Consider the following 18,818-nt stretch of genomic DNA (forward strand, 5'->3'; position numbering starts at 1 on the left):
GCGGCGCATCGTGAGACAGTCTGTTAGTCATGCGAATCATGTCGGTTCTCATGCGGAAGCGGGGCAGGAAGCAGAAGATGAGCGTGAGCAAGACCTATGCGCAGCTCGTTGTCGAGCTGGCCGAACTGGACGAGCAAATCGAGCGCGCCCGTGCGCGCGAACGCGTCGATGCGATCGAGAAGGTTCACTCGTTGATGGACACGTATGCGATCAAGCATCGTGACCTGATCGGCCGCAACGGCCGCCGGGGCTCGTACGTCGTGAAAACGCTGCCGGTGCGGTATCGCGATCCTGATAGCGGGAAGGAGTGGAGCGGGCGCGGCAACGCGCCGCTCTGGATTCGCGGCAAGGACCGCCGGCAGTTCGTCGTTCGCAAGCCGCCGCCCGTCGGCAGGAAAGCCAAGGCGGAATGACGCGCTACGGCGACACGGCTTTCGCCTGCGCGTGGCCCGGCGGCGTCAGCACGACGAGCAGCATCGCGCCGTCCGGCGACGGCGCCACGTAGGCATGCGGTCGATGCGACGAAAACAGCGCGCTTTCGCCGGCCCGCAGCCGCGTCGGCTCGCCGTGCTCGAAGTGCAGCTCGAGTTCGCCCGACAGCACATAGCAGAACTCGTCGCCCTCGTGGCCGGCGAGCCCGCCGGCTTCTTCCACGGTGCGCGCGTCGACCTGCATGCGCAGCGTGATCATCCCGGCCGAACTGTCGCGATGCAGCAGCGCATACTCGTACGGAATGCCGGCGATCCGCGTCGTGACGATGTCTTCCGCGCGGTTGACGCTCAGCGAAGCGCGATGGCGCGGCTGGCTGGTCAGCACGTCGCGCCAGTCGAAACCCATGCCTTCGATGATCCGGTGCAGCACACCGAAGGTCGGCGACATCTTGTTCGTCTCGATGCGCGAAAACGTCGCCGCGGGCACGCCGGTCAGCCGGCTTGCCTCGTTCAGCGTGAGATCGCGCGACTGGCGCAGCGCGCGCAGCCGTTGGCCGATCTGGTCGGCGGGAACCTGCAGCGGCTCGCGGCGTCGCGGTTTGAGCGGCAGCGCCGACAGCAGCGACGCAACGCGGGTTTTCTTGCTCATGAACGTCCACCGGGGAGAAGGTTTTTACCGATACGTAACGGTAATATACCGCATCGGCACGAATCCGGGCGACGAGACGCATGACGCTTGTCGTGGCCCGTCATCGCGGCGTACACTTCCCGGGCGTTGGCGCGACAAGGACGGGGCACCCTCGATGCCTCGTTTTTTCGGCTCTTGAATTTACGTATATGTAAATTCAAGAGCCGGGGGCGCGACGCATCTCGCCCCGGCCGTCGGGACGCGATGCCGCACACATGATGACGGGAAACCCATGTTGCGACGCGGTCGCACGGCCGGAAATTTACGTATCGGTAATATCGGAGGGCATGACATGAATCGGCAGGACGACGGGATGACGGGCGCCTATCGCGCGGAAGGCTGGGTGCAGTGGCCCGGCGAGCCGGAGTTGAGTTTCCAGTTCGCGCGCACGCTGGGCGGGGCGCAAGAGGGCGCGAGCCTGATCGGCGAATGCTTTCGCGCGGCGTCGCGGATGACGCCGGGCGACACCGAGAGCTGGTATCGCGAATGGCAGGTGCTCGCGCAGGCCAGCGAGCGGCGCGCGCTCGACGCGTTCGAGCGCGGCTTCCTGCGCACCGCGAGCAGCAACTGGCTGCGCGCGGCCAACTACTACCGGTCGTCGGAGTTCTATCTGGCGCACGACGACGCGCGGCGGCGGGATACGTTCGACAGCGTCGAACGCTGCTCGCATCGCTATCTCGACGGGCTGACGCCCGCCGGCGAGGTCGTGCGGATCCCGTACGGGGACGGCGCGCATCTCGATGCGTATTTCATCCCGTGCGCGGGCGCCGGCGTGCGTTCGCCGGCCGTGATCGCATTCGGCGGGCTCGACGAGTACAAGGACGAGCTGCTCCACGAAATGCCGAAACACGCGCTCACGCGCGGCATGTCGCTGCTGCTGGTCGATCTGCCCGGGCAGGGCGGCACGCTGCGCCGGCAGGGCATCGTCAATCGTCCCGATACCGAGGTGCCGGTCGGCGCGTGTGTCGACTACCTGCTCACGCGCGGCGACGTCGATGCCGGCCGGATCGCGCTGTACGGCGCGAGTGTCGGCGGCGTCTATGCAGCGCGCGCCGCGGCGTTCGAACGGCGCATCGTCGCGGTGGTGTCCGATTCGGTGATGTTCGACATGGCGTCGCTGTTCGCGGGCTGGCTCGATACGCCGGAGCGGCTCATCTGGCGACACCTGAAATGGGTGTTCGGCTGCACGACGCCGCAGGGCGTGGTGGACAAGGCGCGGGATTTTCGCCTGGCGGGCGTGATCGACCGGATCGCGGTGCCGTATCTGGTGCTGCAGGGCACCGAGGACTGGCTCGGGCTGAAGACGGCAACCGATACCTGGGAATACGCGAAGGCGCATGGCGTCGACGCGACGCTCCGGCTGTTCGATCCGGATGAAACCGGCGCCGCGCACTGCCAGGTCGACAATCCGACGCTCGGGCAGGAGTTCATCTGCGACTGGCTGGCGGCGCGCCTCGGCATCGACCAGCGCGACGTCCGGCGACGTACGCCGGCGCTCGCCTGAGCGACGCGCCGCGTGACGCGCGACGCGCGCCGGGGCCGGGAGACGTCGCGCCGCGTTCGGCGAGGTCTCCCGGTGCGGGCCGCTGCGCGCGTCTAGCCGCGCCCCACGAACGGCATCGCGGTCGCCATGATCGTCATGTTCAGGATGTTCGTGTCCAGCGGCAGATTCGCCATCTGGACGATCGCGTTCGCGACATGCGCGACGTCCATGCGCGCCTCGGGCGCGAGGCTGCCGTCGGCCTGCGGGACGCCTTGCGTCATCCGTTCCGTCAGCGGCGTCGCGGCATTGCCGATGTCGATCTGGCCGCACGCGATGTTGTACGGGCGGCCGTCCAGCGCGAGCGACCGCGTGATGCCCGTCACCGCGTGCTTGGTGGCGGTGTACGCGATCGTCTCGGGGCGCGGCGCGTGCGCCGAGATCGAGCCGTTGTTGATGATCCTGCCGCCCTGCGGCGTCTGCGCTTTCATCAGGCGCCACGCGGCCCGCGCGCACAGGAACACGCCGGTCAGGTTCGTCGCGACGACGCTGTTCCACACGTCGAGATCGTATTCGTCGAGGGAAACGGGCGGGGCGTTGCGGCCCGCGTTGTTGAACAGCACGTCCAGCCGTCCGAACTGCTGCGCGATCTGCGCGAACGCGCGGTCGACCGACGCCTCGTCGGTGACGTCGGCGGGGAACACCCGCGCTTCGCCGCCGGCGGCGCGGATCGCTTCCTCCGTTGCGCGCAGCGAATCCTCGTTGCGTCCGAGCAGCGCGACGGTGAAGCCCGCGCCGGCGAGCGCGACGGACGCCGCGCGACCGATGCCGGAACCGGCGCCCGTGACGGCGGCGAATTTCTTCGTGACAGACATGGCTTGATTTCCTGCTGGGTGAATGAGGGGCGTGGCGGCCGACGAGCGGGGCCGCCGCCACTTCGCCAATGTAGCCGAAATCCCCGGCGCGCACGGTCGGGCGCCGGGTCGCGCGCATTCGGTTGCGCGAACGCCCGGGCTATTTCTTCCGGCCGGGTGCGGCCTTGCGCGGCCGCGCGGGCGAATCCGCGAACAGGTCGACCACCACGGCGCGCAGCCAGCGGTTTCCTTCGTCCTGGTTGACCCGTGCATGCCAGAGCATATGGATCGGCGCGCCCGGCAGCGTGACGGGCAATGCGCGCCAGCCCAGCGAGAACGGCGCGGCGAGCTGCTGCGCGAGATGCTCCGGCACCGTCGCGATCAGGTCGGTGCGCTGCAGGATGTAGCCCACGCTCATGAAATGCGGCACCGTCAGCCGCACCTGGCGCTGCACGCGGCGGCGCCTCAGCCATTCGTCCACCTGCCCGTGACCGGTGCCGGCCGACACCACGACGAGGTGTTCGGCCGCGCGCCACGCGTCGACCGTCAGCGGCGCCGCCTCGAGCGGATGCCCGCGCCGGAACAGGCACACGTAGCGCTGATCGAACAGCCGGCGCTGATAGAAGCCGCCCTTGAGCTGCGGCAGCAGGCCGATCGCGAGATCGACGCGACCGTCGGCCATTTCGTCGCCGAGGTTGACGCTCGTGTTGCGCACGGTATTGAGCGCGATGCCCGGCGCCGCGCGCGACAGGTGTTCGAGCAGCGCGGGCAGGAACACCACTTCGCCGATATCGGTCATGCCGATCGTCAGCGTGCGCGACGCGCGCAGCGGATCGAAGCCGGTCTCGGGATTGAGCGCGGCATGCAGCGTCGCGAGCGCGTGCGACACGGGTTCGGCCAGGCGCAGCGCGAACGGGGTCGGCACCACGCCGCCGGGCCCGCGCACGAACAGCGGATCGCCGAGCCGGCGGCGCAGCTTCGCAAGCGCGTTGCTCACGCCCGGCTGGCTCATGTTCATCTGCTCGGCGACGCTCGACACGCGCCGCTCCTGCATCAGCCGCTGGAAAAGCAGCAGCAGGTTGAGATCGATATCGCCCAGTTCCATGGAGTCCGCCTTGCGTGAATCATTGCGTTTGGTGATGAAGCAGATTCAGGTCATTTTATTGCGGGATGAAAGTCCGCTTCCGACAATACCGGTACGGCGCATGCATTCGACACGACGCCGCGCTGGACCCTCACCCCACATCGGAAGACCGGAGACACTTTCATCATGCAGACGAACCTGAGGATTGCGATCGTCGGCGCCGGCATCGGCGGCCTGACGCTCGCGCTGGCGCTGCGCGAGCACGGCATCGACGCGCAGCTGTACGAGCAGACCGACGCGCTGCGCGAAGTCGGCGCGGCGGTCGCGCTGTCGGCCAATGCGACGCGCTTCTACGAACGCATGGGGCTGCGCGCGGCCTTCGATGCGGTGTGCGCCGACATCCCGGGCCTCGTCTATCGCGACGGGCGCAGCGGTGCGGTGATCGGCCGTCATCGCGGCGATCCCGACTATCGCCGGCAATTCGGCGGCGCGTACTGGGGCGTGCATCGGGCGGATCTGCAGGCCGTCCTGTCGAAGGCGGTCGGGCTCGAGTGCATTCATCTGGGCCATCGGCTGACCGATCTCGCGCAGCATGCCGATCGGGTCACGCTGTCGTTCGACAACGGCGTGCGCGTCGACGCCGATCTCGCGATCGGCGCGGACGGCGCGCGCTCGATCACGCGGCGCTGGATGCTCGGCTATGACGATGCGCTGTATTCGGGCTGCTCGGGTTTTCGCGGCGTGGTGCCCGCCGCGCGCCTCGACCGGCTGCCCGATCCCGAAACGCTGCAGTACTGGGTCGGGCCGCACGGGCATTTGCTGCATTATCCGATCGGCGCGAACGGCGACCAGAATTTCCTGCTGGTCGAGCGTCATCCGTCGCCGTGGCCGTCGCGCGACTGGGTCATGCCGGCGGAAGAGGGCGAGCAACTGCGCGTGTTCCGTGATTGGCATCCGGCGGTGGTGCAGATGATCACGGCCGTGCCGGTCAGCCAGCGCTGGGGGCTGTTCCATCGCCCGCCGCTCGGCCGCTGGAGCCGCGGGCGCGTGACGCTGATCGGCGACGCCGCGCATGCGCTGGTGCCGCACCACGGGCAGGGCGCGAACCAATCGATCGAGGATGCGGTGGTGCTGGCGGCGCAGCTGGCGCAGGCCGGCCCGGGGCGCTGGCGCGAAGCGCAGGAAGCGTACGAGCGCCTGCGCCGAGGCCGGACGCGCAAGGTGCAGTACGCGTCGATCTCGGTGGCCGACGTGCTGCACCTGCCCGACGGGCCGGCCGCGCAGGCGCGCAATGCGCGTCTTGCCGCACGCGACAGCGTGCTGCATCACCTGGACTGGATCCACGGTTTCGATGCGCTGGCCGGGGCGCCGAACGAACGGCAGGGCGGCACGTGGCTTTGAGCGTGCGGGGCGGGCCCGACGGGTGCGCCCGCGTGGCGCGGGCGGGACGGGGCGCAAGCCTGCGGCCCGCTGCCGGCCGGTTAGCGCGCGGCTCCGCCAAAATGGGCGGAACCGTGCCCGTCCGCCGTCATTTCACGCATTCGAGCGCGTACTTCAACCCTTGCCCGAGCAGCCCGCGCCACACGTCCCACGTATGCCCGCCGTCGACGATGCGCAGCTCGGCCGGGTTCTGCGCACGGCGCAGGTGGGTGTACAGCACGCTCGATTCGGCCTGGATCGTCAGGTCGTCGTCGCCGGCCGCGATGAACATCGGGATGCGCCAGGTGCGCGCGAAATAGCCGCGCATCAGCGCCGGGTAATTGAGTTCATGCCACACGCGCGGATCGAACTGCCGGTCGCCGAACACGCCGACGTAGCGCGCGGCGGAATTGAGCGGCGGCTCGTTCGCATAGATCGCGGGGCTCAGCAGCATCGCGCCGCAGAACAGCCCGGGTTCGAGCAGCGAGAAGCGCAGCGCGCCGAAGCCGCCCATCGACACGCCGCCGATCGCTCGGCCCGCGCGCTGGTTCGACACCGCGAAGTGCGCCTCGACCTCGGGCAGCAGGTCGTTGAGGAACGCGCTCTGCATCTTCTCCTTGCGGTCGACGTACCAGTCGGTGCCGCCCTGCGGCATCACGATCACGACGGGCGGAATCTCGCGGCGCTCGATCAGCGTGTCGGCGGTGGCCTGCAGCCGGCCTTGCGTGATCCAGTCGTTCGCGTTGCCGGCGTTGCCGTGCAGCAGGTACATCACCGGGTAGCGCGCGCCTTCCGGGTTGTAGCCGGGCGGCAGGTAGACGGTGTACGACCAGTCGCGCTTCAGCGCCGCCGAGCGGAACGTGCGCAGCACGATGCTGCTGCCGGGATTGAGCTGCGGCTGCTCCTGGGCGGCCGACGGCGTCGTCGCGGTCTGGGCGGCCGGCGGCGGCGCGGGCGCGATGACGGGCGCGGCCGGCGTGGCGCGGGCGGTGGCGATGGAGCCGGCGAGCAGGGCAACGGCGAACGGAAGGGCGAGTCGGCGCATGTCGAATCGTTTCAGGAAAAATGCCGGCTAGCGTAGCAGCGGCGCATGACGGCGCGGCGCGTCATCGCCGCGAACGGAACGGCAGCCGCGCGACCAGCGGCCCGTAGAGTTTGGCCACGAGATACAGCAGGCCCATCGCCACGACGTCGGCGGCCAGGCCGAGCGGCACGTCGAGGTAGCCTTCGGTCGCCTGGTACAGCACCGAATCGACCGCGAGCGAAATGCCGGTGCCGGCGACGAAGCACAGCAGGCCCTGCCGGCCGATGGTGCCGATCCACGGCATCGCGTGCGCGACTTTCTTCATCCAGCCGAGGTGCACGAGCTTGGCCGCGAGCCACGCGATCGCGAGAAAGTTCACGAGCCGCACCGTGCCGAGGTTCTGCTTGATGGACGGATCGGTCGGGAACGGTTCGATCCGCAGCCGGTAGTACGCGCCGGCCGCGACGACCGCGAGCGAGGCGGCCGTCAGCAGCCAGCCCTGCGGCTTGGGCGCGAGCGTCTGGTAGACGGGCCGGCAGCGCGCGATCACGCCGATCACGAACAGGAACTGCCACGCGAACGGATTGAAATCCCACGGCGCGCCCTCGACGGTCGGCAGGAAGCGCGCGACATGCGGCGCCGCGTACCACAGCGATCCGCTGAACGCGACCAGCAGCCATGGCTGCGTGCGCGCGAGCGGCAGCGCGAGCGGGACGAGCAGCGCGAAGAACGCGTACATCGGCAGCACCGACGCCAGGTACGGCTGGCGGCGGAACAGCAGGATGTCGCGCAGCGCGGCGAGCGGCTTGTGGAGCAGGCCGTCGAGGTCGTTGGTCGGCATGTTCGGGCCGTCGATCGCGAACGCGTTCAGCGCGGCCGTGATCAGCAGCATCAGGCCGGCTGTCACGAGGAACGCGCGGTAGATCTCGAACGCCCGGCGGATGAAGCGCTGGCGCGCGGCGGCTTCGTCGTGCCGCTCGGCGAGCGAGTTGTACGCGATCGCGGTCGCGAAGCCGCCGAGGAACACGAACACCTCGGCCGCGTCGCACAGCGCGTACGCGTGCAGCGTCACGCGCGACAGGATGCTGCCGCCGATGTGGTCGACGACGATGACGAGCAGCACGAGGCCGCGGAAGAAATCGAGTTCGGCGTAGCGCCCGGCCCGGGCCGGCGCGGTCATCGGCCCGGCTCCCGGCGCGGGCGGCGCGCGCGGGCGGCACGCGCCGCGCATGAATCGGGGTGAAGCATGACTTCGTGAAGAAATGACGAACGGATGCGCATTGTGCCACCGATGCCGGGGATATCGGGTTTACGCGGATGGCCGGCACGCGCGTCGCTGCCGATAAGCCCGGTCAGGCAGTCTGCGCAACGGGGCAGTTGGACGAGCGCAACGTTTTGCGCAGGGTTCACTTACCCCGATGGACGGACGGTTTGCGACGTGACACCATTTTGTCCTCACGCGGCCGCACACCGCGTCGTCCGCCCTGCGGGCCACACATACAACAGACCAAACATTCGCCGGGCGCTCGACCTGCCCGGCCCCCGGCTCCGGAGATCCGTCATGAAGAAGCACGTCATTATTACCGCCGCGCTCGCCGCTTTCGCCGCGCCGGTCTTTGCCCAGAACAGCGTGACGCTGTACGGGGTGATCGACGAGGGCTTCAATTACACGAACAACGTGAACGTCAACGGGGTCGGAAAGACGAACTACCAGCTCGCGAGCGGCTACGCCCAGGGCAGCCGCTGGGGCCTGAAGGGCAGCGAGGACCTGGGCGGCGGGCTCAAGGCGATCTTCACGCTGGAAAGCGGTTTCGACGTGAACAACGGGCGGCTCGGCCAGGGCGGCCGCATGTTCGGCCGCCAGGCCTTCGTCGGCCTGAGCGATTCCCGCTTCGGCACGCTGACCTTCGGCCGCCAGTACGACTCGGTCGTCGACTATCTCGCGCCGCTGACCGCGAACGGCAACTGGGGCGGCACGCTGTTCTCGCACCCGTTCGACAACGACAACACGGACAACTCGTTCCGCGTCAACAACACGGTCAAGTACGCGAGCAACGACTGGAACGGCCTGACGTTCGGCGGCACCTACAGCTTCAGCAACAGCACGGGCTTTTCGAACAACCGCCAGTACAGCCTCGGCGCGCAGTATTCGCTGGCCGGGCTGCAGGTCGCGGCGGCGTACCTGCAGGCGAACAATCCGGGCGCCGGCAGCGCGGGCGCGATCGCGGCCGACGACGCGAACTTCATCGCCGACCGCCTGCGGATCTTCGGCGGCGGCGTCAACTACACGTTCGGGGCGGCCACGATCGGTTTCGTCTACACGAAGGCCGACATGAAGAACCCGGTGTCGACGGTCTACCTGCCGGCCTCGACGTTCGCCGGCCTCGGGCTGACCGCGACGAAGTTCCAGAACTTCGAGATCAACGGCAAGTACCAGCTCACGCCCGATTTCTATCTCGGCGCGCAGTACGTGTACACGGACGGCAAGTTCGATGCCGCGTCCGGCTCGATCAAGCCGCAGTACCACACGGTCGGCCTGATGGCCGACTACAGCCTGTCGAAGCGCACCGACGTCTACCTGCAGGGCGCATGGCAGAAGGTCGCCGGCGACAAGACCGGCACGGCGGCCGACGGCGGCTACATCGTCGGGACCGACGGCCCGTCGTCGTCGTCGAATCAGTTCGCGGTGCGCGCCGCGATCCGCCACAAGTTCTGATCGGGCGGCGCCCGGCGCCCCCGGCGCCGGCCGTCGTCAGTCCGTCCGGGGCGTGCCGCGGAGCGTTTCCGCCAGCCAGTCGACGAAGATCCGCACGCGCGGCGCGAGATGCCGGCCGCTCGGAAACACCACCGACACGGGCAGCGGCCCGGCGCTCCATTCCGGCAGCACCTCGACCAGCGAGCCGTCGGCCAGCAGCGGCGCGAGCCCGTCGCGCGGCACCTGGATCAGCCCGAGGCCGGCCACGCAGCAGGCCAGGTAAGCCTGCGAGCTGTTGACCGACACGGTGCTGCGCATCTTCACGGCGTGCATTTCGCCCGAATCCATGTCCATGTATTCCCAGTCCAGCTCGCGGCCGGTACGGCTCGAAAAATAGCCGACCGCGACGTGGTCGGGCAGTTCGTCCGGCGAGCGCGGCGTGCCGTGACGCGTGAGATACGCGGGCGACGCGCAGTTGATCTGCGTCATCTCGCCGACGCGCCGGGCGACGAGCGACGTGTCGGACAGCACGCCGATCCGCACCGCGCAGTCGATGCCGTCGGCCACGAGATCGACGAGGCGATCGGTGGTGCTGATCGCGACGCGCAGGTCGGGGTAGCGCGCGTGGAAATCCGGCAGCGCCGGAATCACCTGGTTCAGCGCGAAGCGTTCGGGCAGGTCGACGCGGATCACGCCGCGCGGCGATGCGCCGGCGTCCTCGAACAGCGTCTCCGCATCGTCGAGATCGGCCAGCAGCCGCACGCAGCGCTCGTAATAGGTCGTGCCCTCCACGGTCAGCGCGACGCGCCGCGTCGTGCGCTGCAGCAGGCGGATCTTCAGGTGCTTTTCCAGGTACTGGACGGCGTTGCTGACGGTGGGGCGCGGCAACTGGAGTTGCTCGGCCGCTTTCGTGAAGCTGCCGAGGTGGGCGACGCGCGCGAAGATGCGCATTGCTTGCAGATGGTCCATGCGGGGCGGGTGCGTTGACGGATTGGAACAGCCTCCATTGTTAATCAGCGTCGAACGGTTTGGTGGAGCGTTTCGCGTTTATCGCGCGCGGCCATGCGCCCAGAATCCGGTTCATTCACCCGCCACCGGAAGGAAACGAACATGGACACGCGTCAACTGGGCCGCACCGGCCCGCAGGTATCGGCGATCGCGCTCGGCTGCATGGGGATGTCGGATTTCTACGGGCCGACCGACCGCGACGAAAGCATCGCGACGCTGCACGCGGCGCTCGACAACGGCATCACGCTGCTCGACACCGGCGATTTCTACGGGATGGGCGACAACGAGATGCTGATCCGCGACGCGCTGCGCGGTCGGGCGCGCGACCAGGTGCTGCTCAGCGTGAAGTTCGGCGCGCTGCGCGATCCGGCAGGCGGGTTCGCCGGCTACGATGCCCGGCCCGACGCGATCCGGAATTTCGTCGCGTATTCGCTGAAGCGGCTCGGCACCGACTACATCGACATCTACCGGCCGTCGCGCGTCGATCCGGCCGTGCCGATCGAGGACACGGTCGGCGCGATCGCCGATCTCGTGAAGGCCGGGTACGTGCGCCATATCGGCCTGTCGGAAGCCGGCGCCGATACGGTCCGCCGCGCGGCGGCCGTCGCGCCGATTGCCGACCTGCAGATCGAATACTCGCTGCTGTCGCGCGGCGTCGAGGCCGACATCCTGCCCGCCTGCCGCGCGCTCGGTGTCGGCGTGACGGCCTACGGCGTGCTGTCGCGCGGGCTGCTGGGCGGGCGCTGGAGCACGGCGCGGCAGGGCGAGCGCGATTTTCGCGCGGCGAGCCCGCGCTTCCAGGGCGAGAACCTCGCGCACAACCTCGCGCTCGTCGACGCACTGCGCGCAATCGCCGACGAGAAGGGCAGCAATCCCGCGCAGGTCGCGATCGCGTGGGCGCTGTCGCGCGGCGCGGACATCGTGCCGCTGGTCGGCGCGCGCAAGCGCACGCAACTGAAGGACGGCCTGCTCGCGACTGAATTGCAACTAACGGTCGATGATCTGGCTCGCATCGAAGCGGCGGTTCCCGCCGGGGCGGCTGCCGGCGAGCGCTATCCGGCCGCACAGATGGCGCACCTCGACAGCGAGCACGGGCGGGGGTGATGCAAGGGGCCCGATCCGGCGGGCCCGAGCCAGCCTCAGGCAAAACCAGATGGCGGACGGCGTGGCGGAGCGGCACCATCGGCGCCTGACGTGACCTGACGTGACCTGACGTGACCTGACGGGATGCCTTCCATGCCAATTCATACGCTGACGATCGTCGTGCTGGTGTTCCTGCTGGCCGGCGCGGTCAAGGGAATGATCGGGCTCGGCCTGCCGACCATCGCGATGGGGCTGCTGACGCTCGCGATGCCGCCGTCGGCCGCGGCGAGCCTGCTGCTCGTGCCGTCGTTCATCACCAACGTGTGGCAGTTGTGGCTGGGCCCGTCGTTCGGGCCGCTGCTGCGCCGGCTGTGGCCGCTGCTCGCGGGCCTGGCGATCGGCACGCTGACGGGCGGGCTGCCCGCGCTCGCGGCCGGCAGCACGTGGACGCACGCCGCGCTCGGCGTGGTGCTGATCCTCTACGGGCTGTGGGGGCTGGCCGCCGCACGGCTGCCCGCGCCGGGGCGCCATGAGCGATGGCTGTCGGCCGCGGTCGGCTACCTGACGGGTGTCGTGACGGCCGCGACCGGCGTGTTCGTCGTGCCCGCCGTGCCGTACCTGCAGGCGTTGCGGCTGTCCCGGGACGACCTGATCCAGGCGCTCGGGCTGTCCTTCACGGCGTCGACGATCGTGCTCGGCGTGCAGCTGCACGTGACGGGGGCGCTGCAGACGGTCGATCTCGGCGTGTCCGGGCTCGCGCTCGTGCCGGCGCTGGTCGGGATGGCCGGCGGGCAGTATGCGCGGCGCGTGATGAGCGAGAAGGCGTTCAAGCGCTGTTTCTTCGTGGGGCTGATCGCGCTCGGCGCGTATATGAGCGCGTCGGGGTGGCTGTGAGCGGGCGTCGCGCGGCGGGCGAGCCGTCCGCCGCCCCGGCCCGCCCCGGGCCTCGACATCCGGGCCGGGGGCGGTCGCGGGACGGCGGCCGTCACGCCGCTCAGGCCGGGTCGGCGTACTTCAGCGTCCACCCGAACGTGCGGGTCGCGCCCGCGCCGAGCGCGAACGGCCGGGTCGTGCAGGCGAAGTCCGAATGCAGCTGGCCGATCGGCGTCGTCGACAGCGGATTCGTCGTCCCGTTCACCGTGTCGAAGGCGGACAGCGCGCAGTTGTCGAACCCGGAAGCCGTATAGCCGGTCGCGGCGCCGTTCGCGTACGTCACCGACACGCCGTCGCCGTTCGCCCGCGTCGACGCGAAATCCGCGAACGACGTGAAGTCCGTCTCGACGGCGAGGTTGCCCGCGAGCGTGCCCGAACTCAGCGTATCGCTGCGCGCGATTGTGCCGTGCGCGAAGGTCAGCACCGTATGCACCTGCAGGTCGAGGTCCGTCGTGTACGCGGCGTTCTTCGATGCAAGCCGGAACTTCGCCGTATCGAACGACACGATCACCTGGCCGTTGCTCTGCTGCACGTTCAGGTTCCGGTAGTAGGTGACGGGAATGTAGGTCTTCCCGTTGTACGTCACCTGCGGCACCAGCAGCGCGTAGCCGAGATCGGTCGTGCCGTAGATCAGCTTGTCGGAGAACGGCACCGGGTAGTACGGCGTGTACGAGTTGTAGTCCGGCGCCTGGCTGAGGTTCAGGTTGATCACGCGCCGGCCGTCGCGCACGGTGAGCAGCGCCGCGTTGTACGGATGCGCGGTGTCGCCCGGCTGGTTGTACCAGGTGAGCGTGTAGCGCGGCAGCGCGTCGAGCCATGCGCCGTAGTCCGCGTCGGCCATCGGCGCCTTGCCGCCGAAGCCGAGCTTGTTCCACCACGCGTTTACGTACAGGTACTGGTGCAGCAGGCTGAAGTTCTCGCCCATCACGCGCGGCTTGCCGCGATACGCGTCGGTGCCGCGGCCCTTGACCCACATGTTCACCGACGGCGTCGGCAGCGTCGGGTCGTACCAGACCGTATCGAAGCGTTGCGCGGCCTTGTAGATGAACGCATACGCGATCTGCTTCTCCTGGTCGGACAGCACGCCCGCGTTGGCCGCGGCCGTCAGCACTTCCATGAACGCGGAATCGCCGTACGGGCCGATCGAGCGGCCGTAGTTGAAGCCCTCGCCATCCGCGTTGAGCTGCGGCAGGATCAGGTCGACCGACTTGCGCAGATAGCCCTTCAGCTCGGGCGTGAGGTTCGCCTCGTTGCCCATCTCGAACGTGCGCTCGGTCACTTCGCCGATCAGCAGCGTGCTGTAGCGGTCGAAGCGCGCCTGGTCGTAATAGGTTGTGTGCGTGTTCGACGCTTCGTCGGAGAACCCGCCCGACGAGTCGTTTCGGATGTGGTTCGTCAGCGTGTACAGCAGCGCATCGCGCGCGCCCATCGTCGCGACGGACGGATCGGTCTTCGACGCGAACGACGGGCTGCTCCAGCCGAGCTTCTGGCGCAGCCCGGCAATTCCGTAGGACACCGCATAGTAGTTCTGCGCGGTGTTGAGCGACGCGATGTCGATCGGCGTGCCGGCGGCCGGGCACGTATCGGTCTTGCCGCTCGCGTCGGGGCCGAACATGTCGCAGAACGTGAGCCGCTGCTGCAGCGTCGCGAGCATCGCGTCGCTGAACGCTTCGCCGAGCATGCCGTGCGCCTTCAGGTTGTTCAGCGCGACGAGGTAGTAGTACTCGCCCCACGACGTATTCGCATACGTGTAGTTGCCGCCCGACTGCGCCATCATCGCGGTCGTGATCGTCCGGTAGGTCGCGAGGTAGCTCGCGTACTGCGGGTCGTTCTTCGCCTTCATATCGATCAGGATGTACGACAGGCCGAGCGCGAGCTTGCCGGGCAGGAATTTGTCGCCGGTGTTCGTGTCGAGCACGTGGACCGGCGTGCCGTCGCCGAGATCCATCACGACCTGCGTGAAGTCGGGCGATTTCCGGATCAGGTCGAACAGCGCGCGCATCTGGCCCATCATCGTGGCGGGAACGTTCGTGCCGGCCGGCACGCTGGTGTCGGCCGCGCCGTAGACGAGCGCCTGCAGCGAGTTCGGCGCGAGCGCGGCGGCAGGCGTCGAGCCGGAAGGCGGCGCCGGCGTCGGCGAGGGCGGCGTGGCGGTCACGTCGTTGCCGCCGCATGCGCTGACGAACAGGACGGAAAGGGCGCTGAGCGCGGCGCCGAGCGCGAATCTGCTGCGCGGATGCATTGTGTCTCCAGTTTTTGAATGGTGATGAAGGACGGGCGGGTGCGGCTGTTGCCTCGCTCGGTGCCCGTACCCGGCCGCCGCCTTGCAACCCTGATCCCTGAAGGCGGACGGCCTGAATCACGACGCGAGCGGGCAAGCGTTCTCCCTGCGCGGGCCGTGTCCGGTGCCGCGCCGTTACGATGGAAAACGTTTTCCAAATTTAGGCATCGATCGGCATGATGTCAATTAACTTTCACGTCGGACGGGCCGGGAAAAACCCGAATGAGGATCAGGCTGGAGCGGGTGAGGGAATCAGGATTGTGCGGAAATAGCGGGAGTTTCTTTCGGAAGGCGATGGTGCGTCGCGACGAAGGCAGGCACGGAAGCGGCAGGCTGCGGGATCGTCCGGCGGCGCCTGTTGACTGATATTGAAGAGAAAACGTTATCCATAAGGATCGAGGCGACTCGATCCATGAAACGGGGCGTCGCGTGCGGGCGGCGCCCGTTACCGGGGCGCGGCTTCGCCGGACAGGAACGCGACGAACTCCCGCGTGTACTTCGGCAGCGCGTCGAACGACCGCGCGCACAGCGTCAGCTTGCGGTGGCTCCACGGATCGGACAGCTCGACGAGCTGCACGTCCATCGTCTGCATCGCGCGCTCGGCCGCATGCCGCGACACGATGCCGATGCCCACGCCGCTTGCGATCACGCGGCAGATCGCGTCGAAGCTCTTGAGCTGCACGCGATAGCGGATGCGCTTGCCGAGCGCGCGCGCCTGATCGGCGAGATGCACCTGTAGCGCGCTGCCGTCGGTGAGGCCGATGAAGTCGGCGTCGGCGATCGCGTCGAACGAAACCGCGTCGCGCGACGCGAGCGGATGCGCGGCCGGCACGACCACGATCAGCCAGTCCTCGCGGAACGGCTTCTGTTCGAGCCCGCCCAGCCCGACCGAATCGGCGACGATGCCGACCTCGGCCGTCTTGTTGCGGATCGCATGCACGATCTCCTGGCTCGAGCGCTCCTCGACGCTGATCGACAGCTTCGGATGATGCGGCAGGTAATCGGCCAGCGCGTCGGGCAGGTATTCACTCAGCGACGCGGTGTTGCACAGCAGGCGGATGTGTCCGCGCAGCCCCTGGCCGTATTGCTGCAACTCGCCGCGCATGTGGTCGATCTGCTGCAGCACGGTGCGCGCGTGGTGTTCGAGCGCACGGCCCGCGTCGGTGGCTTGCGCGCCCGACTTGGTCCGGTGCAGCAGCGGCACGCCCAGTTCGTCCTCCATGCCGCGGATGCGCTCGCTGGCGGCCTGCAGCGTGATGTGGGTCCGCTCGGCGCCGCTCGTGATCGTGCCGGCGTCGCAGATGTTCAGGAAGAGGCGCAGGTCGGTCAGGTCGAAACGCATGATGGGCGGGGCGATCGTATTGGAATGGCCGATAAGGTAGCAGGGAACCGCGGCCCCGGTCTCAGGCACAGCCTGAGGCCCGATTCGCCGCTTCCGCATTTTCGGGGCAGGATCGATGGCCGATCATGGGCGCACTTCAACCGGGGAGCCCGTCATGCGGATCGATCCATCGTGGGGCGTGTCGTTCAAGATCGCGCTGCACCTGCTGTTCCTGTGCATCGGCATCGCGTGGGCCTGTTCCGAAGGCGTCGCATGGCTGCATTGAACGCCGCCGCGCGCGGCGGGTGCCGTCCGATGCCTATCGAAATGTGTCGCGTCATAGTTTTTTAGAACGAAAATCCTTCCGCTTTCCTGCGATTCAACCATCAAGTTTTTCCGGAACGGACCGTATTACCGGTAGCCAATGCTGGCCGGCACCCGGTTCGTGATCGTTTGTCATCACTGTTTGCATCCGGTTACACGTCGGCCGTTCCGTTTTTGAGATGCTTGAAAGATTGTCAAACCGGAGTCGGATCGTCCATGAAAACGCGCGGGATTCATCGTCACGCGGGGTGGTTGCCGGGCCTGGCCGCCGTGCTCGTCATGGCCGGCTGCGCGGGCCCGCAATCCGCCGCGCCGGGTGACACGCAGGCGGGCGGATCGCCGTCGGGCCCGTCCGCCGCATCGCCGGCCGCCGCGTCGGCCATGCCGCCCGCGCCGATTCTCGTCGCCCGGCAGTACGTCGTGAAGCGCGGCGACACGCTGGCGCGCATCGCGTCCGCGAACGCGTGCAGCGTTGCCGACCTGCGCAGCTGGAACCGGCTGAACGCGCGCGGCAGGCTGCGCACGGGACAGGTGCTGCGCATCGTCAGGCGGCAGACGCCGCCATCGGATGCGGCCGGGGTGCAAACCGCGGGCAATGACGCGGCCGGGCGCCCGGCGGCCGTGCAGGTCACGGCATCGAGCGCGAGCGACCGTCAGGTCGTCAAGGAAATGCGCCGGCATGCCGGCGGTGTCGCGCTCAAGTGGCCCGCCGACGGCAAGATCGTCGACGGGTTCCGGCCGGGGCAGAACCGCGGCATCCAGATCGCCGGCCGGCCGGGCGACCCGGTTCGCGCGGCGGCCGACGGCCGCGTGATGTACGCGGGCACCGGCCTGAACGATTACGGCAGCCTGATCATCGTCCAGCACAACGCGGATTTCCTGACCGCCTATGCGCACAACCGCAAGCTGCTCGTCAAGACGGGCGACATCGTGCGCCAGGGCGACGAGATCGCCGAGATGGGCGACCTCGACAACTCGCGCGTCGCGCTGCTGTTCGAAGTGCGGCGCGACGGCAAGCCGGTGAATCCGGTGCCGTACCTGCCTTCGTCGCAAGGGTGACGCGGGGCCGTTGCGCTGGATCGTGGCGGCGGTCGCTGCTACGCTAGGGACTGTTCATGCGAATCCCGCGCTGCCCGCGGGGCCGGCGGCCGTCTTTCGCGGATGCACGGCGAAGGCCGCCGGTGCGCGCCCGCGTTGCTTCGTGCCATCGTTTCCGACCGAACACACCTCATCCATGGAACACTCTCCGACTCGCCGCTCGCTGTTGCTCGCCGCCGTCGCCGCGCCGTTCGTCGCCGCGTGCACGTCCGCGCCGGTTGCCGACCAGGGGCATGCGCATACGGCGCAAGCCGAACTCGGCGCGCTCGAAAAGGCGTCGAACGGCCGGCTCGGCGTCGCCGCGCTCGATACGTCGAACGGCGTGCGCATCGCGCATCACGCCCGCGAGCGCTTCCCGCTGTGCGGCACCTACGCGGTCGTCGCGGCCGCCGCGATGCTCGCGCGCGGCTCGCTCGACGCGTCGCTGCTGCCGCGCCGCATCCTGTACCGCCGCTATGAAGTCGTGTCGGGCTCGCCGGTCACGGAAAGCCACGTCGACACGGGCATGACGATCGCGCAGCTGTGCGCGGCGATGCTGCAGTCGGGCGACAAGGGCGCGGGCAACCTGCTGATGGGCGTGCTCGGCGGCCCGCAGGCCGTCACGTCGTTCGCGCGCGCGAGCGGCGACACGACGTTCCGCCTCGATCGCTGGGAGCCCGAGTTGAACCGTGCCGCCCCCGGCGACGAGCGCGACACGTCGACGCCGGTCGCGATGGTCGATACGCTGCAGCGGCTGCTGCTCGGCGATGCGCTGCAGGAGCCGCAGCGCACGCAACTTGCGGAATGGATGGCCGTCGGCGCGACCGGCGCGACCGGCATCGCGGCGGGCGTGCCGCCCGGCTGGCGCGTGGCCGACAAGGCCGGCACGGGCGGCTACGGCACGACCACCGACGTTGCGGTGCTGTGGCCGCCGTCGCGCGCGCCGATCGTGATGGCCGTGTCGTTCACGCAGCCGCAGGCGGACGCGGCGGCCCGTGCGGATGTCGTCGCATCGGCGGCCCGCATCGCGGCAGGCGCGCTGACCACGACGGCCTGAGCGAGCGGCGTCTCGCGCAAAGCGGGCGTTTGGCTTATCGTGTCGGTCTGCGCGCGCCG

16 protein-coding genes are annotated in these 18,818 nt (G+C 68.8%); 8 read left to right on the plus strand and 8 right to left on the minus strand.

The window, feature by feature from the left end; genetic code table 11:
• Nucleotides 1-77: 77 nt before the first annotated feature.
• Nucleotides 78-413 carry an H-NS histone family protein gene (locus tag GQ56_RS0120810; RefSeq protein ID WP_031400459.1) on the plus strand — a complete coding sequence of 112 codons (336 nt, stop codon included), beginning with the start codon at nt 78-80 and terminating at the stop codon, nt 411-413.
• Nucleotides 414-417: 4 nt separating this feature from the next.
• Here GQ56_RS0120810 and GQ56_RS0120815 read toward each other — a convergent pair whose 3' ends face one another.
• A complete protein-coding gene (locus GQ56_RS0120815; protein WP_031400460.1) occupies nt 418-1,080 on the minus strand; it encodes a helix-turn-helix domain-containing protein in 663 nt (220 codons plus the stop codon).
• A 331-nt stretch (nt 1,081-1,411) separates the two neighbouring features.
• On the opposite strand from GQ56_RS0120815, the gene GQ56_RS0120820 reads away from it, so the two are divergent.
• A complete protein-coding gene (locus tag GQ56_RS0120820) occupies nt 1,412-2,623 on the plus strand; it encodes an alpha/beta hydrolase family protein (protein WP_052001437.1) in 1,212 nt (403 codons plus the stop codon).
• A gap of 92 nt (nt 2,624-2,715) precedes the next feature.
• On the opposite strand, the gene GQ56_RS0120825 is transcribed toward GQ56_RS0120820, so the two are convergent.
• Nucleotides 2,716-3,474, minus strand: a complete 759-nt coding sequence (locus GQ56_RS0120825) for an SDR family oxidoreductase (RefSeq protein WP_031400462.1) — start codon at nt 3,472-3,474, stop codon at nt 2,716-2,718.
• Nucleotides 3,475-3,613: 139 nt separating this feature from the next.
• Complete coding sequence (locus GQ56_RS0120830) at nt 3,614-4,558, minus strand: LysR family transcriptional regulator (RefSeq protein ID WP_031400463.1); 945 nt, start codon at nt 4,556-4,558, stop codon at nt 3,614-3,616.
• Between the two features lie 165 nt (nt 4,559-4,723).
• Here GQ56_RS0120830 and GQ56_RS0120835 point away from each other — a divergent pair, with 165 nt between their 5' ends.
• Complete coding sequence (locus tag GQ56_RS0120835) at nt 4,724-5,938, plus strand: FAD-dependent monooxygenase (RefSeq protein ID WP_031400464.1); 1,215 nt, start codon at nt 4,724-4,726, stop codon at nt 5,936-5,938.
• 127 nt (nt 5,939-6,065) lie between these two features.
• Here GQ56_RS0120835 and GQ56_RS0120840 read toward each other — a convergent pair whose 3' ends face one another.
• Both GQ56_RS0120840 and GQ56_RS0120845 read right to left on the minus strand, forming a co-directional pair.
• A complete protein-coding gene (locus GQ56_RS0120840; RefSeq protein WP_031400465.1) occupies nt 6,066-7,001 on the minus strand; it encodes an alpha/beta hydrolase in 936 nt (311 codons plus the stop codon).
• Between the two features lie 61 nt (nt 7,002-7,062).
• Nucleotides 7,063-8,160: an OpgC domain-containing protein gene (locus tag GQ56_RS0120845; protein ID WP_031400466.1), complete on the minus strand. Its 1,098-nt coding sequence runs from the start codon at nt 8,158-8,160 to the stop codon at nt 7,063-7,065.
• A 381-nt stretch (nt 8,161-8,541) separates the two neighbouring features.
• Between GQ56_RS0120845 and GQ56_RS0120850 the strand changes: the two genes are divergently transcribed.
• Nucleotides 8,542-9,696, plus strand: coding sequence for a porin (locus GQ56_RS0120850; RefSeq protein WP_031400467.1), 1,155 nt, complete (start codon nt 8,542-8,544; stop codon nt 9,694-9,696).
• 36 nt (nt 9,697-9,732) lie between these two features.
• Here GQ56_RS0120850 and GQ56_RS0120855 read toward each other — a convergent pair whose 3' ends face one another.
• On the minus strand, nt 9,733-10,644 hold the full coding sequence (locus GQ56_RS0120855; RefSeq protein ID WP_031400468.1) for a LysR family transcriptional regulator: 912 nt from the start codon (nt 10,642-10,644) through the stop codon (nt 9,733-9,735).
• A gap of 141 nt (nt 10,645-10,785) precedes the next feature.
• Here GQ56_RS0120855 and GQ56_RS0120860 point away from each other — a divergent pair, with 141 nt between their 5' ends.
• Together GQ56_RS0120860 and GQ56_RS0120865 are read left to right on the plus strand one after the other, a co-directional pair.
• Nucleotides 10,786-11,787 (plus strand): aldo/keto reductase, encoded by a 1,002-nt coding sequence (locus tag GQ56_RS0120860; RefSeq protein ID WP_031400469.1) that lies wholly within the window; start codon nt 10,786-10,788, stop codon nt 11,785-11,787.
• 132 nt (nt 11,788-11,919) lie between these two features.
• Nucleotides 11,920-12,660 carry a sulfite exporter TauE/SafE family protein gene (locus GQ56_RS0120865; RefSeq protein WP_031400470.1) on the plus strand — a complete coding sequence of 247 codons (741 nt, stop codon included), beginning with the start codon at nt 11,920-11,922 and terminating at the stop codon, nt 12,658-12,660.
• A gap of 100 nt (nt 12,661-12,760) precedes the next feature.
• Here GQ56_RS0120865 and GQ56_RS0120870 read toward each other — a convergent pair whose 3' ends face one another.
• The gene (locus tag GQ56_RS0120870) at nt 12,761-14,941 is read right to left on the minus strand and encodes a hypothetical protein (protein ID WP_031400471.1); all 2,181 of its coding nucleotides are present in this window, start codon (nt 14,939-14,941) and stop codon (nt 12,761-12,763) included.
• Between the two features lie 484 nt (nt 14,942-15,425).
• A complete protein-coding gene (locus tag GQ56_RS0120875; protein WP_031400472.1) occupies nt 15,426-16,322 on the minus strand; it encodes a LysR substrate-binding domain-containing protein in 897 nt (298 codons plus the stop codon).
• 519 nt (nt 16,323-16,841) lie between these two features.
• Here GQ56_RS0120875 and GQ56_RS0120885 point away from each other — a divergent pair.
• Nucleotides 16,842-17,684 (plus strand): peptidoglycan DD-metalloendopeptidase family protein, encoded by an 843-nt coding sequence (locus GQ56_RS0120885; RefSeq protein ID WP_031400473.1) that lies wholly within the window; start codon nt 16,842-16,844, stop codon nt 17,682-17,684.
• Between the two features lie 175 nt (nt 17,685-17,859).
• On the plus strand, nt 17,860-18,759 hold the full coding sequence (bla, locus tag GQ56_RS0120890; RefSeq protein ID WP_031400474.1) for a class A beta-lactamase: 900 nt from the start codon (nt 17,860-17,862) through the stop codon (nt 18,757-18,759).
• Nucleotides 18,760-18,818 lie beyond the last annotated feature (59 nt).

The organism is Burkholderia paludis (assembly GCF_000732615.1).
Lineage (GTDB): Bacteria > Pseudomonadota > Gammaproteobacteria > Burkholderiales > Burkholderiaceae > Burkholderia > Burkholderia paludis.